The organism is Kitasatospora arboriphila (genome assembly GCF_039528095.1).
Taxonomy (GTDB): Bacteria; Actinomycetota; Actinomycetes; order Streptomycetales; family Streptomycetaceae; genus Kitasatospora; species Kitasatospora arboriphila.
This window is the reverse complement of record NZ_BAAALD010000106.1, coordinates 1-14,511: the sequence shown is the minus strand read 5'-3', so window position 1 is coordinate 14,511 and position 14,511 is coordinate 1. Positions and strand designations below refer to the sequence as shown.

Below are 14,511 nucleotides of genomic sequence, written 5' to 3'. Positions count from 1 at the left end.
GGTGCACCTACCTTGTGGTGCACCTACCTTGTGGTGCACCTACCTTGTGGTGCACCTACCTTGTGGTGCACCTACGGCCTTCGATGTCCGTCAGTCGACGTGGGCGGGGACGCGGGCCGGGGTGCGGTCCGCCGTTGTCCTGCGGCGCAGGGCGCCGGCCGACGGGATCAGCGCCGCGGCCAGCACCGTCACCACCGCGAAGGACACGGTGAGCGAGGTGGCCTGGGCGATGCCGCCGACGATCGCCGGGGCGACCAGGCCGGAGGTGTAGGTGACGGTGGCGACGCCCGCGATGGCCTGGCTGGCGTTGCCGCCGGACTTGCCGGCGGCGGCGAAGGCGAGCGGGACGACCACGGCGATGCCGATGCCGATCAGCGCGAACCCGGGGATGGCCGTCCAGGCGCCGGTCGAGAAGACCACCAGCAGGCCGCCGGCGGTGGCGACCGTGCCGCCGAGCCGGACGCTGCGCACCGGGCCGAGCCGCTCCACCACGGTGTCGCCGGCCAGCCGGGCCGCGGCCATGGTGGCGGCGAACGCCGAGTAGCAGGCGGCGGCGGTGCCGGCCGAGGCGCCGGTGACGTCCCGCAGGTAGACGCCGCCCCAGTCCATGCTGGCGCCCTCCGCGAAGACCGCGCAGAAGCCGACCAGGCCGATCAGCAGGGCCGAGCGCGGCGGCAGCGCGAACCGCGGCGGCGCCTCCTCCTCCGGCTCCGGGCGGACGTCCAGCAGCGGGCGGGTGACGACCACCGCGAGGCCGGTGAGCACCGCCGCGGCGAGCGCGAACTGCACCCGGGCGTCGAGGCCGCGGTGGGCGGCGAGCACGCCGAAGCCGGAGGCGATCAGGCCGCCGACGCACCACATGCCGTGCAGCCCGGACATGACGGACCGGCCGAGCCGCTCCTCGACCGCCACGCCCTGGGCGTTCATGGCCACGTCGGACATGCCGGCGCTGGCGCCGTACACGAAGAGGGCGAGCCAGAGCACGGCGAGGTTCGGGGCGAGGGCGGGCAGGGCGAGGGCGAGCGTCCACGCCATCAGCAGGGCGCGGACGGCGGCCCGCTCGCCGTAGCGGTGCACGATCCGTCCGGCCAGCGGCATGGCCAGGAAGGAGCCCACCGCGGGCGCGATCAGGGCGAGCCCCAGCTCGCCGGGGCCGAGGTCCAGGTGGTCCTGGAGCCAGGGGATGCGGGTGGCGAAGGTGCCCGTCACCGCGCCGTGCACGGCGAAGACCAGGGCGATGCCCACTCTGGCACGCCGTACGCCGTGCAGTTCGTCTGCCATGCGATCGTCCTCTCCGGTCTGTCCAGCATGACTCCGATAAACTATCAGGAAGGGACCCTGATAAAAACCTCTGGAAAGATGCGCTTCCATGACGACCGCGCGCACGGCGACGCCCAGCACCGCCCGGGCCATCAACGACCGGCTGGCGCTCGACCTCCTGCTGGAGAGCGGCCCGCTCACCGCCACCGAGCTGCGCGGCCTCACCGGACTCTCCCGCCCCACCGTCGCCGACCTGCTCGAACGGCTCCAGCGGGCCGGCCTGGTGGCCGTCGTCGGCGAGAGCGGCGAGCAGCGCCGCGGGCCCAACGCCCGGCTCTACGCCCTCGTCGCCGACCGCGCCTTCCTCGCCGGCGTCGACGTCCGCACCACCGGCGTCGACCTGGTCGTCGCCGACCTCACCGGACGCACCCGGGCCGCCGCGACCGTCGCCGGCGCCGACGAACGGCTCGCCGAACGCACCCTCGACGCCCTCGCCCGGGCCGCCCGCGAGGCCGGCGCCGACCGCCTGCACACCGTCGCCGTCGGCGCACCCGGCCTCTTCGACCCCGCCACCGGCGAGCACCGGAACTCCGGCGCCCTCTCCCGTCACCAGACCGAACTCCTCACCGCGCTGCGCGCCGACCCGCGCACCGAGGTCACCGTCGACAACGAGGTCAACCTCGCCGGCATCGCCGAGCACCGGCTCGGCGCCGCCCGCGACCGCGACACCTTCGTGCTGATCTGGCTCAGCCACGGCGTCGGCGCCTCCGTCGTCCTCGACGGCCGGCTGCGGCGCGGCGCCGCCGGCGGCACCGGCGAGATCGGCTACCTCCCGGTGTACGGCTCCGGACTGCCGAGCGGCGACGGCGGCTGCGACTCCGGCGGCTTCCACACCCTCGTCTCCTCCGCCGCCGACCGCGGCCTCGCCCGCGCCCACGCCGTGCCCGTCCCCGAACCGGCCGGCCCGCGGACCAGCGCCCCGCTCGGCGAGGACGTGGTGCGGCACGCCGCAGCCGCCGGCGGCCCCGCGGCCGACGCCTTCCTCGACGAGTACGCCCGCCGGATCGCGCTCGGCGCGGCCTCGGTCTGCGCGGTGCTCGACCCCGGCTGCGTGGTGCTCGGCGGCGAGATCGGCCGGGCCGGCGGTGATCGGCTCGCGAGCCGCGTCGAACGCGAGATCGCCCGGCTCGTCCCGCTGCGCACCGAGGTCCGGGCCGGCACCGCGGGCGGCGGCGCCGTCCTCGGCGGCGCCGTGCTCACCGCGGGCGACGCCGTCCGCCGCGACCTCTTCGGCGGCGCCTGACCGGCCAGGGGTCGGGAGGAGGTGCCCCCACGCACACCTGGGGTGCTGCCCGCTTGCCCCCGTGGCCGGTTACCCGCAGGACCTCGGGGTAGGGCAGGATGGCCCGCGGACATCCGGCGCGCACCCCTGTACCGGTGTCACCACCCGAACCGAACGCCAGGAGAGCCCCATGGCCCAGCCCGACCGGCCGGTCCACCCGTACCGCATCGGCGAGGCCGCCGCGATGCTCGGCGTCAGCGCCGACACCATGCGGCGGTGGGTCGACGCGGGCCGGCTCGACGCGACCAGGGACGGCCACGGCCACCGGATCATCCCCGGCGACCGGCTCGCCGCCTTCGCCCGCGAACTCGCCAAGCCCGAGAACGCCGAGGCCGAGGGGCGGCCGTCGTCCGCCCGCAACCGCTTCCCCGGCATCGTCACCGACGTGGTGCTCGGTGACGTCGCCGCGCAGGTGGAGATCCAGGCCGGCCCGTTCCGGGTGGTGTCGCTGATCAGCCGGGAGTCGGCCGAGGAGCTCGCCCTGGTGCCCGGGGCGCCCGCGACCGCCGTCATCAAGTCCACCAACGTGGTGATCGAACGGCGCTGACGCGGCGCCACCCCGTCCGAGGAGACGCCCGCCCCATGAGCCGCCGCCCGCCCGTGCTCGCCGTCGCCCACCGCGGCGACCCCTACCGGTACCGCGAGAACACCCTGCGCTCCGTCGAGTCGGCCGCCGCGGCCGGTGCCGACGCCGTCGAGGTGGACGTCCGGCTGACCCGCGACGGCGTGCCCGTCCTGCTGCACGACCCCACCCTCGAACGGCTGTGGGAGGACCCGCGGCCGGTGCACCGGCTCACCCTGGACGAGCTCGCCGAGGTCGGCGACCCCGCCGGCCCCCGGGTGCCCACCCTCACCGAGGCGCTGAAGGCGGTCGCCGAGACGCCCGCCACCCGCCTGCTGATCGACCTCGACGAGCCCGGCCCGGCCGCCGCCGCGCACCGCGCCGTCGCCGACCTCGGCGCCGCGCACCGGGTCGCCTACTGCGGGCCGACCGCCGCCATGCTCGCCGTCCGCGCCCTCGACCCGGACGCCGAGATCGCCCTGACCTGGCGTCAGCCACGTCTGCCCGGCCGCCCGCTCCTCGACGACCTGCGGCCCCGCTACCTCAACCCGCCCTTCGGCATGGTCGAGCCCCGGATCGTCGGTGCGGCGCACGACGCCGGCCTGCTCGTCTCCACCTGGACGGTCGACCTGCGCCGCACCGTCCACCGGATGCTGCGGACCGGCGTCGACTCGGTCACCAGCAACCGCATCGACATGCTCCGCCGGGAGCTCGACGCGTGAGCGCGCCGCTGACCGCCCGCGCCCTCGGCCGTGCGCTGCTGGCCCGTCAGCACCTGCTGGAACGCAGCACCCTGGACGCCGCGGCGATGGTCCGCCACCTGGTCGGCCTGCAGGCCCAGGCCGCCCCCGAACCGCCCTACCTCGGCCTGCTCAGCCGGATCGAGGGCTTCCGCCCCGAGCAGCTGACCACCCTGCTGGAGGAGCGCGCGGCCGTCCGGATCGCCCTGCAGCGCGGCACCATCCACCTGGTCACCGCCGATGACTGCCTGACCCTGCGTCCGCTGCTGCAGCCGGTGCACGACCGCTGGCTGCGCACCTCGTACGCCAAACGGCTGCCCGACCTCGACCTCGCCGACCCGGCCGGCGACCTCGCCGCGCTCGCCGACCGGGCCCGGGCGCTGGTCGAGGCGGAACCGCTGACCTTCCAGCAGCTCGGCCCGCTGCTCGCCCCGGCGTACCCGGCGAGCGAGCCGGCGGCGCTCGCCCAGGCCGCCCGGTGCGCGCTGCCGCTCGTCCAGGTGCCGCCGCGCGGCCTGTGGGGGCGGGGCGGTCCGGCCGCGCACACCACCGCCGAGCACTGGCTCGGCCGGCCGCTCGACCCGGCACCGGACCTGGACGGGCTGGTGCTGCGCTACCTCGCCGCCTTCGGCCCGGCGACCGCCGCCGACGTGCAGAAGTGGTCCGGCCTCACCCGGATCGGCCCGGTGCTGACCCGGCTCGGCGACCGGCTGGTGCGGCTGCGCGACGAGCAGGGCCGCACCCTGTATGACCTGCCGGAGGCCGCGCGCCCGGACGCCTCGGTGCCGGCCCCCGTCCGGCTGCTCGCCCCCTTCGACAACCTGCTGCTCTCGCACGCCGACCGCAGCCGGGTGCTGCCGGAGGAGTACCGCACCCGGGTGATGACGGTGAACGGGATCGTGCTCGGCACCGTGCTGGTGGACGGCCTGGTGGCGGGCAGCTGGAAGACCGAGGACGGGGTGCTGACCGTCCGCCCGTTCGCGCCGCTGCCGCGCGGTGCGCGGGCCGGCGTCGAGGAGGAGGCCGCCCGGGTGCTGGCCTTCGCCGGCGCGGCGGACGGCCGGACGGTGATCGCGCCCGTGGCGTGAGCGCGGCCGTGCGGGGCGCGCCGGTCGCCGCCGGGGACCGACCGGTTCATCCGCTCATGTGCTGATATGGGGCTGAGCGAGGGTGACCGTCGACCCCGGAGGTGCCATGCCGGCCGAGCCCCCGGAGGACGGCCGACCGGCCGCGCTGCCCCGCCCGGTGCGCCTCGCCGCCGCCTGGTCGGCCGCGGTGCTGCTGGTCGTCGCGGTCGCCGCCCTGCTCGTCTGGGCGCTGGTCGAACTGCAGGCCGCCACCGTGCCCGTCGTCGTGGCCCTGCTCGGCACCGCCCTGCTCGAACCGGTGATGCCCTGGCTGGTCCGCCGCGGCCTGCGCCGCGCCGCCGCCGCCGGGCTCACCTGCACCGTCCTGGTGCTCGCCGTCAGCGGGGTGATCGCCCTGCTGGTCAACTCGCTGGTGCACAGCGCACCCGACATCGCCGCCGCCCTGAGCGAGGCCGGCCGGCGGATCGCCGACCGGCTCGGCCCGCTCGGCGAGAGACTGCAGTACGCCCTCCAGCAGAGCTCCGGCTCCGGCAGCGACCTGGTCAACTCGCTCGCCAACGGCGTGCTCTCCGGCCTCGGCCTGGCCACCCAGCTGCTCACCGGCGCGGTCCTCACCCTCGCCCTGGTGTTCTTCTTCCTCCGGGACGGCCACCGCACCGCCGACGCCGTTCGCGCCTGGCTGCCGCCCGGCCCGGCCGAGACCGTGATCGCCTGCGCCCGGCAGGCCTTCGCCGCCACCGCCGGCTTCATGCGCGGCACCACCCTGATCGCCCTGATCGACGCACTGTTCATCACGATCGGACTGGTGGTGCTCGGCGTCCCCGGCGCGGCCGGCCTCGGCGCACTGGTCTTCATGGGCGCCTACATCCCGTTCGTCGGCGCCTTCCTCTCCGGCACGGTGGCCGTGCTGGTCGCGCTCGCCGACGGCGGCTTCGCCAAGGCCCTGTGGGTGCTCGGCGTGGTGCTCGCCGTGCAGGCGGTCGAGGGCAACGTGCTGCAGCCCTTCATCCAGAGCCGCACCGTCGCACTCCACCCGGCCACCATCATGGTCGCGGTGGTGGCCGGGGCCGGCGTGGCCGGGATCATGGGCGCCCTGCTCGCCGTACCGCTCTGCGCGGCCGGCCTCGGCGTGATCACCGTGCTGCGGCGCCCGGCCGGACCGGACGCGGCAACGGCCGCCGACGCGGGGGACGGGCCGGGCGCCACCCCGCCGTGACCCCCGGCCCGGCCCTCACTCCACCAGCGCCTGGTCCTGCCAGAACGCGAACTGCTGCACCGCGTCGCCGTCCAGCCCCCACGGCCAGATGGTGACCACCCCGTCCAGCGCCCCGAACACCCCCGCCGCCTCACCGATCCGGCCCGCCTGGCCGAGCGCGTACGCCAGCACGTTCAGGTCCGACAGCCCCGCCGCGTGCCGCAGGAAACCCGGCTCCGGCCAGTCCGCCACCGCCCGGGCCAGCGCCGCCTCGGCGTCCGGCATCGCCCAGCGCCGCCGCGCACCCAGCGAGGTCACCCCGCCGGCCGCCAGCGCCGCCCGGTAACGGTCCGTCAGCATCGCCAGCTCCAGCCCGGCCACCGGCGACCCCGGCGGGGCCGCGTCCCGCACCGCCGCAACGAAGTCCAGCACCTGCCCGTGCGAACCGCACTCCTCCGGCGACAGGTAGCGCAGCATCTCCAGGTGCGCGACCCGGTTCCAGGCGTCCCGCGCACCGATCTCCCGGCACAGCGGGTACATCTCCTGCTCCGGACGCCGCAGCAACCGGTGCACCGCCAGCAGCGCCACCCACGGCGCCGGGTCGTCCGGGCGCATCTCGGCCGCCCGGCGGCACCGGTCCACCGTGCCCTGCGGATCCTCCAGCGCCCCCGCCAGCCGGGCCTGCGCCACGTCCACCCAGGCGTGCAGCACCAGCGCGTCCGCCTCCTGCGGCCGCTGCCGCCGCCACACCCGCGCCAGCGCCGGGGACGCCACCTGGGCCAGCACCGCCAGCCGGTGCGTACGGCGGTCCCAGTCCCGGCCGGCGTCCCGCAGCACCTGCTCCACCAACCCCGCCGACAGGTCCAGCTGGCCCTGCAACTGCGGCCCGGACAGCTGCCGCCGGACCCGGCCGAGTTCGGCGTCGTCGAGCTCAGGAGCCAAGCGCGGTGCGGTACTTCGGCGTCGTCCAAAGATCGGCATGCCCCCGGAGGCTAGCGAAAGGGGCACCCCGCCCACAAAAGCCCGGCGGCACCCCGCGGGCCGCTCCGTGCCACGCCCGGCTGCTCGGTGTACGCCCTGATCAGGGGCGGTGCGCGGCCCGTCCGACGGGCTGCCCGCCCACCGGGGGCTACCGGGCGGTATGGTCGGGCTCGGAGACCGACCACGAGGGGAACGGGGAAGCGGCATGGACTTCCGGACGGACATCCTGGGCGAGCCGTACGAGGCCGTCGAGCTGCCGCTCGCCGACGACGAGGAGGGCGCCGTCAGCGCGACCCTGGTGCGACGCCTGGTGCCCGGGTCGACGCGCGCCGTGCTCTACGTGCACGGCTACGTCGACTACTTCTTCCAGACCCACCTCGCCGACCACTACACCGCGGCCGGCTACTCCTTCTACGCCCTCGACCTGCGCAAGTACGGCCGGTCGCTGCGCCCCCACCAGTCGCCCAACTTCGTCCGCGACCTCGGCGCCTACGACGAGGAGCTCGACGAGGCGGTGCGCGTGATCCGCGAGGTCGACGGCCACACCCAGCTGCTCGTCAACGGCCACTCCACCGGCGGCCTGGTCACCGCGCTCTGGGCCGACCGCCGCGCCGGCCGCGGCCTGGTCGACGCGCTCTTCCTCAACAGCCCGTTCCTCTCCATGCCCGCCGCGGCCGCCGTCCGCACCCTCGGCGCCCCCGCCGTCGAGGCCCTCGGCCGGGTCGCCGGCCTGCGCAAGCTGCCCGCCCCGCTCAACCCGCACTACGTGCACAGCCTGCACCGCGCCCACAAGGGCAGCTGGGAGTTCGACCTCTCCCTCAAGCCCGCCGAGGGCTTCCCGCTCTACGCCGGCTGGCTCGCCGCCATCCAGCGCGGCCACCGCGCCGTCCGCCGCGGCCTCGCCGTCGACTGCCCCGTCCTGCTGATGGCCTCCACCGCCTCCACCGTCACCAACCGCTGGGACGACGCCCTGCGCACCACCGACGGCGTGCTGCGCGCCGACGACATCGCCGCGCTCGGCCCCCGCCTCGGCCGCAACGTCACCGTCCTGCGGATCGAGGGCGGCGTGCACGACCTCGTCCTCTCCGGCGAGCAGGCCCGCGACCAGGTCTTCACCGAACTCGACCGCTGGCTCGCCGCCTACCTGCCCGCGCCGGTCGCCGCCGCATGACCCACCACGAGCAGCCGGGCCAGCCCGAGGACGAACCGCTCCCCGTCCACCGGGAGACCGCCCTCGGCACCGCCCGGCTCCTGCCCGACATCGACCGGCCGCAGGCCTGGCTGCTCACCCTCGACGGCACCCCGCAGTCCTACGTCGACCTCGCCGACCCCACCCACCTCGAATTCGAGTACACCCGGCGGATCGGCCACCTCGCCGACACGATCGCCCCCGCCGGGCAGCCGCTCGACGCCCTCCACCTCGGCGGCGGCGCGCTCACCCTGCCCCGCTACCTCGCCGCCACCCGCCCCGGCTCCCGGCAGCACGTCGTCGAGGCCGACGGCCCGCTCGTCGACCTCGTCGCCGACCGCCTGCCCTGGCCGGACGGCATCCGGGTGACCGTCGGCGTCGCCCGCACCGCCCTCGCCGCCGCCCCGCCCGGCGCCGCCGACCTCGTCGTCGCCGACGTCTTCCACGGCTCCCGCACCCCCGCCCACCTCACCTCCGTCGAGTTCGTCGCCCTCGCCGCCGCGGCCCTGCGCCCCGGCGGCTGCTACGCCGCCAACCTCGCCGACGGCCCGCCGCTCGCCTTCGCCGCCGCCCAGGCCGCGACCCTGCGCGCCGTCTTCCCGCACACCTGCCTCGCCGCCGAACCCGCCGTGCTCCGCGGCCGCCGTTACGGCAACGTCCTGCTGATCGGCTCCACCGCCCCGCTGCCCACCGCCGAACTCGCCCGGCGCCTCGCCGGCGACCCCTTCCCCGCCCGGCTCGCCGACGGCCCCGACCTGGACGCCCTCACCGGCACCGCCCGCCCCGTCCACGACACCCACGCCGTCGACTCCCCGCCACCCCCCGACGGCGCCTTCAGCGTCGGCTGACCACCGGCCGCCGCCCCGGCCCCGCCGCCCCGACCCCGCCGCCCCGACCCCGCCGCCCGCCCACGGCGCGTTCAGCGCCGGACGGACCACCGGGCGGGGCAGAATGCCAAGCCGGGCCCGGCGACCGCCGCCGGACCGCCGGAGGGAGCCGCACGATGACGGGCCAGCAGCCGCAGAAGATCGGCGCCGCCCTGGGCGCGGTCCCCGAGACCGCCCTGTGGACGCTCTACCACCGGGCCGTCGAGGCCCGCCGGTGGGACACCGTGCTGCCCGACCCGCGGGCCGTCGAACTCGTCGAACGGATCGACTACCCCTTCGAGGAGCGCTTCGGCCCCGACGGCGGCGTCATCGGCCAGATCCAGGCCCTGCGGGTCCGCGCCTTCGACCGCGAGGTCGCCGACTTCCTCGTCCGCTGCCCCCGCGGCACCGTCGTCTGCCTCGGCGAGGGCCTGGAGACCCAGTACTGGCGGGTCGACAACGGCCGCGCCCAGTGGCTCTCCGTCGACCTGCCCGAGGCCGTCGCCCTGCGCGAACGCCTGCTGCCCCCCGCACCCCGGCAGCGGCTGCTCGCCTGCTCCGCCACCGACCCGGCCTGGACCGACGAGGTCGACCCCACCCACGGCGTGCTCATCACCGCCCAGGGCCTCCTGATGTACCTGCGGCCCACCGAGGTCCGCGACCTCATCGCCCGCTGCGCCGAACGCTTCCCCGACGGCACCTTCGTCTTCGACGCCGTACCCCGCTGGTTCAGCCGCGCCGCCTCGCAGGGCAAGCTCCACGACCGCGGCTACACCGCCCCGCCGATGCCCTGGGGCATGGACGCCGACGAGCAGTGGAAGCTCGCCACCGCACACCCCGCGGTCGCCGAGATCCGCGACGTGCTGCCGACCGGCGGCCGCGGCCCGGTCGGCGCACTGCTGCCCTACGCGGCCCGGCTGCCCGTCCTGGGCGCGTTCAGGCCGTCGGTGGTCGCACTGCGCTTCTCCGCCAGGGCCGGGCGCGGCGGGGCCGCGGGAACTGCCGTCCGATGATCGGCGTATAAGGTAAAGGCCGGGTCAACCCGTTACCCTGCCCTGAGGGCGCCGGGCGCGCCCGCGGCCCAGCCAGTCCGGCCGAGACGCGGTCTCGTCCCGCCACGGAGGTACCCGCCTTGCACATCGACCAGTGGATCGAGAGCGTCCCGCCGACCTCGGTGTACGCCCTCGTCGCCCTGATCATCGGCCTGGAGAGCCTGGGCATCCCGCTGCCCGGCGAGATCGCGCTCGTCTCGGCCTCGCTGCTGTCGGCCCGCGGCGTGGTCAGCCCCTGGTGGGTGGCGGCCTGCGCGATCGCCGGCGCGGTGATCGGCGACTCCATCGGGTACTCCATCGGCCGCCGCGGCGGCAAACCGCTGTTCGAGAAGCTCGGCCGGCGCTTCCCCAAGCACTTCGGGCCCGACCACCTCGCCACCGCCGAACGCTCCTTCCAGAAGTGGGGCATGTGGGCGGTCTTCTTCGGCCGGTTCATCGCCCTGCTGCGGATCTTCGCCGGCCCGCTCGCGGGCGCCCTGCGGATGCCGTACTGGAAGTTCCTGATCGCCAACGTGCTCGGCGGCATCGCCTGGGCCGGCGGCACCACCCTGCTGATCTACCAGGTCGGCAAGGTCGCCGAGCACTGGCTGAAGAGCTTCTCCTGGGCCGGCCTCGTGGTGGCCGCCCTCGCCGGCGCCGGCTCCGCCTGGCTGGTCAAGCGCAGGGCCGCCAAGGCCCGGGCCGAACACCCCGAGCAGTCCGGCGGCAAGAGCGTCCCCGAGGGCGCCACCGAAACGCCCGCACCCGCCGCCCTGGCCGCCGGGAACCCGGCCCCGGTGACCGCCGCCGCGGCCGAGCCCGCCGCCGACTGACCGTCAGCTCCGTCGGCTAGGCTCGGCACGCGTACACCGACGACGGACCGGGAGACGGCGTGAGCCAGCAGCAGTGGACAGCGGTCGACGACTACTTCACCGACGTCCTGATCGGCGACGACCCGGTGCTGGACGCGGCCCAGCAGGCCGCCGACAAGGCCGGACTGCCCCGGATCGCCGTCTCCGCACCCCAGGGCAAGCAGCTCCAGCTGCTCGCCGAGACGCTCGGCGCCCGCCGCATCCTGGAGGTCGGCACCCTCGGCGGATACAGCGCCATCTGGATGGCCCGCGCCCTGCCCGCCGGCGGCCGGCTCGTCACCCTGGAGATCGACCCGGTGCACGCCGAGGTCGCCCGCGACAACCTCGCGAACGCCGGGTTCGCGGAGGTCGCCGAGGTCCGCCTCGGCCCCGCCGCGGACACCCTGCAGCAGCTCGCCGACGAGGGCACCGACCCCTTCGACCTGGTCTTCATCGACGCCGACAAGCCCGGCAACCCGGTCTACTTCGCCTGGGCGCTGCGCCTCACCCGGCCCGGCTCGCTGATCGTCGTCGACAACACCGTCCGAGGCGGCAAGGTCGCCGAGGCCGACTCCACCGACCCCGCCGTGCTCGGCGTCCGCCGCCTCCACGACGCGATCGCCGCCGAGCCGCGGGTCTCCGCCACCTCGATCCAGACCGTCGGCTCCAAGGGCTACGACGGCTTCACCCTGATCCGCGTCCGGGCCTGACCGCCCCGGCCCGGCGAGCGACCCACACACCGAGAAAGCACAGGAACACCATGCGGATAGGACTGCTCGGCACCGGCCCCTGGGCGCGCGGCGTGCACGCACCCGCACTGGCCGGCCACCCCGGCGTCGAGTTCGCCGGCGTGTGGGGCCGCCGGCCCGAGGCCGCCGCCGAGATCGCCGCCGAGCACGGCGTCCCGGCCTACGAGGACGCCGACAAGCTGATCGCCGACGTCGACGCGGTCGCCGTCGCGCTCGCCCCGCAGGCCCAGGCCGAGCTGGCGCTGCGCGCCGCCGAGGCCGGCCGGCACCTGCTGCTGGACAAGCCCGTCGCGCTCGCCGTGCCGCAGGCCCGACGGATCGCCGACACCGTCGCCGCCGGCCGGCTCGCCTCGGTCGTCTTCTTCACCCTCCGGTTCGGCGGCGAACGCGTCGGCTGGCTCGCCGAGCAGGCCGCCCGGGACGGCTGGTTCACCGCCCGCTGCGACTGGCTCGGCGCCGTCTTCACCACCGACAGCCCCTACGCCGCCTCACCCTGGCGGCGCGAGAAGGGCGCCCTGTGGGACATCGGCCCGCACGCCCTGTCACTGCTGCTGCCCGTCCTCGGCGACGCCGCCACCGTGGCCGCGGCCGCCGGGCCCGCCGACACCGTGCACCTGGTGATCGGGCACGCCGGCGGCGCGTCCAGCAGCACGACGGTCAGCCTCACCGCACCCCCGCAGGCCGCCGGCGTGGCGCTCGAACTGCGCGGCGAGGCCGGCGTGCACCGCCTCCCCGAGGCGGGCGTCCCGCCCGTGGAGGCCTTCGGCCACGCCGTCGACGGACTGCTCGCCGCCGCGCGGAGCGGCACGCCGCACCCCTGCGACGCAGCCTTCGGCCTGCGCGTGGTCGAGATCCTCGCCGCAGCCGAACAGTCCCTCACCGAGCGCGCCACCGTCCCGCTGCAGCCCCTCCCCGCCTCCCCGTGGCCCCCGACCACCGAGGCCTGACCTCGGGCGCTGCGTTGATGCACCATCGGGCTGTGCTCGGGAGCGACCGCGCCCCCGGCCGCGCGCGCCCACCCGCCGTCGGGGCACCACCCGCCGTCGGGGCGGCACCCGCGCACCCCGACACCCTTTCCGTGCGCACACCCCCGCATGGCACGATGGCAGGGACCAGCCCGCCGCCGACCCCGGAGCAGCCCGTGCAGCCCGAACCCGCCTTCCGCGCCGCCGGACCGGCCGACGTACCCGCCGTCGTCGCCCTGGTCGAGTCCGCCTACCGCGGGGAGGCCAGCCGGGCCGGCTGGACCACCGAGGCCGACCTGCTCGACGGGCAGCGCACCGACGAGGCCGGCGTCGCCGAGGTCGTCGCCCGCCCCGGGTCCGTGGTGCTGCTCGCCGAGGCGGAGGGCGACCTGCTCGCCTGCTGCCACCTGGAACGCCGCAGCGCCGCCGCCTACTTCGGCATGTTCTCCGTCCGTCCGGCGATGCAGGGCGGCGGGATCGGCCGGGCCGTCCTCGAGCGCGCCGAGCGGCACGCCCGCGAGGAGTGGGGCATCGACCGGATGGAGATGACCGTCATCGAGCAGCGCGCCGACCTGATCGCCTGGTACGAGCGGCGCGGCTACGTGCGCACCGGCGAGTACGAGCCCTTCCCCTACGGCGACGAGCGCTTCGGCGTCCCGCTCCGCCCCGACCTGCGCTTCGAGCGCCTGGTCAAGGCGCTCTGACGCGGCCGCCGGGCGGACTCAGTCCGCCCGGACCTGCTTCTGCGACCACTCCAGGTAGCGGCCGGACTCCCGGGTCAGGCCGGCCAGGAACCACACCAGCACCGCGGTGTCGTCCGTCCAGCCGACGAACGGGATGATGTCCGGCACCGCGTCGATCGGGCTCAGCAGGTAGACCGCGCACAGCACGGCGAGCGCCGCCAGCTTGCCCGGGCCGACGCCCGGGTAGCGGCCGGTCAGCGCGTCGCGCACCAGCCGGGGCGTGGCCGCGACCCGGGCGCCCAGCCCCGGCGCGCCCGGCCGCTGGGTCTCCCGGTACAGGCCCCACGCCGACCGCGACACCGCGGCCCGGTCGATCCCCTGCAACCGCTTCGGAACGGGTTTGGCCACGGCGTCCTCCTCACTCTCCGGTGGGACGCGCCTGCCGCGCCCGCCGATCCACGGTACGGGACGCCGCCCGTTCCGCCGTAGGGTCTTCTTCCCCGTGTCAGCCAGGACAACGGGGGAGTCCGGCCGGTTCCCGCGGCTCCTCCTCCCCGCGGTCGCCGTCGGGGCTCAGCCGCCGTAGAGGTTGCGGCAGATCCTGGCCTGTTCGGAGCCGGGTGCCCACTGGCCCTGGCGTTCCGCCTCGGCGCACACCTTGATCGTGGTGGGGTGCGGCACGGCGGCCGTCGCCCGGGGGCGGGTGCCCGGGCGGGGGTGGAGCTGCGGGCGGGCCGGGTCCAGGCGGGTCGTCCGGCTCGGGGCGGCGGCCGGGACGTCCTCGGCCGAGGGGGCCGCGCTCGGGCCGGCCGTGGGCGATGCGGTGGCCGCGTCGCCGGTGCCGTCGGGGGAGGGGCCGGCGGGCCTCTCGTTCCAGGGCGGGGCCGGTACGGGTGCACCCGGTCCGGAGGGCGGGGCCGCGCTGGCCAGGACGCCGGTGAGCTCGCCGGACCCGGCCGGGCCGCCGGGCCCGCAGGTGGCCAGCAGCCCGCCGCGCGGACGGGAGAAA

Annotated in this window: 16 protein-coding genes; 12 read left to right on the top strand and 4 right to left on the bottom strand. The window is 76.4% G+C overall.

Going from position 1 to position 14,511, the window contains the following annotated elements; translation table 11 throughout:
* Window positions 1-90 precede the first annotated feature (90 nt).
* Window positions 91-1,281, bottom strand: a complete 1,191-nt coding sequence (locus tag ABD353_RS33840) for an MFS transporter (RefSeq protein ID WP_344627528.1) — start codon at window positions 1,279-1,281, stop codon at window positions 91-93.
* Window positions 1,282-1,369: 88 nt separating this feature from the next.
* On the opposite strand from ABD353_RS33840, the gene ABD353_RS33835 reads away from it, so the two are divergent.
* The 5 genes from ABD353_RS33835 to ABD353_RS33815 all read left to right on the top strand — a co-directional run bounded on the left by ABD353_RS33835 (window position 1,370) and on the right by ABD353_RS33815 (window position 6,208).
* On the top strand, window positions 1,370-2,563 hold the full coding sequence (locus ABD353_RS33835; protein ID WP_344627527.1) for an ROK family transcriptional regulator: 1,194 nt from the start codon (window positions 1,370-1,372) through the stop codon (window positions 2,561-2,563).
* A gap of 169 nt (window positions 2,564-2,732) precedes the next feature.
* The gene (locus tag ABD353_RS33830; protein ID WP_344627526.1) at window positions 2,733-3,149 is read left to right on the top strand and encodes a TOBE domain-containing protein; all 417 of its coding nucleotides are present in this window, start codon (window positions 2,733-2,735) and stop codon (window positions 3,147-3,149) included.
* A gap of 35 nt (window positions 3,150-3,184) precedes the next feature.
* Window positions 3,185-3,886: a glycerophosphodiester phosphodiesterase gene (locus tag ABD353_RS33825; protein ID WP_344627525.1), complete on the top strand. Its 702-nt coding sequence runs from the start codon at window positions 3,185-3,187 to the stop codon at window positions 3,884-3,886.
* Window positions 3,883-4,992, top strand: coding sequence for a winged helix DNA-binding domain-containing protein (locus ABD353_RS33820; RefSeq protein WP_344627524.1), 1,110 nt, complete (start codon window positions 3,883-3,885; stop codon window positions 4,990-4,992). Before ABD353_RS33825 ends, ABD353_RS33820 begins: the two co-directional genes overlap by 4 nt.
* Before the next feature lie 106 nt (window positions 4,993-5,098).
* Entirely contained in the window at window positions 5,099-6,208 is a 1,110-nt protein-coding gene (locus ABD353_RS33815; protein WP_344627523.1) for an AI-2E family transporter, read from the top strand.
* Between the two features lie 15 nt (window positions 6,209-6,223).
* On the opposite strand, the gene ABD353_RS33810 is transcribed toward ABD353_RS33815, so the two are convergent.
* Window positions 6,224-7,129: a tetratricopeptide repeat protein gene (locus ABD353_RS33810; RefSeq protein WP_344627522.1), complete on the bottom strand. Its 906-nt coding sequence runs from the start codon at window positions 7,127-7,129 to the stop codon at window positions 6,224-6,226.
* A 244-nt stretch (window positions 7,130-7,373) separates the two neighbouring features.
* On the opposite strand from ABD353_RS33810, the gene ABD353_RS33805 reads away from it, so the two are divergent.
* From ABD353_RS33805 to ABD353_RS33775, 7 genes are all read left to right on the top strand, one after another.
* Entirely contained in the window at window positions 7,374-8,339 is a 966-nt protein-coding gene (locus ABD353_RS33805) for an alpha/beta hydrolase (protein ID WP_344627521.1), read from the top strand.
* Window positions 8,336-9,205, top strand: coding sequence for a spermidine synthase (locus ABD353_RS33800; protein WP_344627520.1), 870 nt, complete (start codon window positions 8,336-8,338; stop codon window positions 9,203-9,205). Before ABD353_RS33805 ends, ABD353_RS33800 begins: the two co-directional genes overlap by 4 nt.
* A gap of 155 nt (window positions 9,206-9,360) precedes the next feature.
* The gene (locus ABD353_RS33795) at window positions 9,361-10,236 is read left to right on the top strand and encodes a class I SAM-dependent methyltransferase (RefSeq protein ID WP_344627519.1); all 876 of its coding nucleotides are present in this window, start codon (window positions 9,361-9,363) and stop codon (window positions 10,234-10,236) included.
* 119 nt (window positions 10,237-10,355) lie between these two features.
* A complete protein-coding gene (locus tag ABD353_RS33790) occupies window positions 10,356-11,087 on the top strand; it encodes a DedA family protein (protein ID WP_344627518.1) in 732 nt (243 codons plus the stop codon).
* 59 nt (window positions 11,088-11,146) lie between these two features.
* A complete protein-coding gene (locus ABD353_RS33785; protein ID WP_344627517.1) occupies window positions 11,147-11,815 on the top strand; it encodes an O-methyltransferase in 669 nt (222 codons plus the stop codon).
* A 50-nt stretch (window positions 11,816-11,865) separates the two neighbouring features.
* A complete protein-coding gene (locus ABD353_RS33780; protein WP_344627516.1) occupies window positions 11,866-12,801 on the top strand; it encodes a Gfo/Idh/MocA family protein in 936 nt (311 codons plus the stop codon).
* Window positions 12,802-12,956: 155 nt separating this feature from the next.
* The gene (locus ABD353_RS33775) at window positions 12,957-13,523 is read left to right on the top strand and encodes a GNAT family N-acetyltransferase (RefSeq protein WP_344627515.1); all 567 of its coding nucleotides are present in this window, start codon (window positions 12,957-12,959) and stop codon (window positions 13,521-13,523) included.
* A gap of 18 nt (window positions 13,524-13,541) precedes the next feature.
* Here the strand turns inward: ABD353_RS33775 and ABD353_RS33770 are convergent, their stop codons facing one another.
* Both ABD353_RS33770 and ABD353_RS33765 read right to left on the bottom strand, forming a co-directional pair.
* Window positions 13,542-13,910: a YkvA family protein gene (locus tag ABD353_RS33770; RefSeq protein WP_344627514.1), complete on the bottom strand. Its 369-nt coding sequence runs from the start codon at window positions 13,908-13,910 to the stop codon at window positions 13,542-13,544.
* A gap of 165 nt (window positions 13,911-14,075) precedes the next feature.
* Window positions 14,076-14,511, bottom strand: a 436-nt coding sequence (locus ABD353_RS33765; protein ID WP_344627513.1) for a hypothetical protein, incomplete at its 5' end; no start/stop codon positions are given.

What these genes read in the sequence shown, in the direction of transcription:
- ABD353_RS33840 (WP_344627528.1), bottom strand. Translation starts at nt 1,281, where the DNA reads ATGGCAGACGAACTGCACGGCGTACGGCGTGCCAGAGTGGGCATCGCC.
- ABD353_RS33835 (WP_344627527.1), top strand. Translation starts at nt 1,370, where the DNA reads ATGACGACCGCGCGCACGGCGACGCCCAGCACCGCCCGGGCCATCAAC.
- ABD353_RS33830 (WP_344627526.1), top strand. Translation starts at nt 2,733, where the DNA reads ATGGCCCAGCCCGACCGGCCGGTCCACCCGTACCGCATCGGCGAGGCC.
- ABD353_RS33825 (WP_344627525.1), top strand. Translation starts at nt 3,185, where the DNA reads ATGAGCCGCCGCCCGCCCGTGCTCGCCGTCGCCCACCGCGGCGACCCC.
- ABD353_RS33815 (WP_344627523.1), top strand. Translation starts at nt 5,099, where the DNA reads ATGCCGGCCGAGCCCCCGGAGGACGGCCGACCGGCCGCGCTGCCCCGC.
- ABD353_RS33805 (WP_344627521.1), top strand. Translation starts at nt 7,374, where the DNA reads ATGGACTTCCGGACGGACATCCTGGGCGAGCCGTACGAGGCCGTCGAG.
- ABD353_RS33800 (WP_344627520.1), top strand. Translation starts at nt 8,336, where the DNA reads ATGACCCACCACGAGCAGCCGGGCCAGCCCGAGGACGAACCGCTCCCC.
- ABD353_RS33795 (WP_344627519.1), top strand. Translation starts at nt 9,361, where the DNA reads ATGACGGGCCAGCAGCCGCAGAAGATCGGCGCCGCCCTGGGCGCGGTC.
- ABD353_RS33780 (WP_344627516.1), top strand. Translation starts at nt 11,866, where the DNA reads ATGCGGATAGGACTGCTCGGCACCGGCCCCTGGGCGCGCGGCGTGCAC.
- ABD353_RS33775 (WP_344627515.1), top strand. Translation starts at nt 12,957, where the DNA reads ATGGCAGGGACCAGCCCGCCGCCGACCCCGGAGCAGCCCGTGCAGCCC.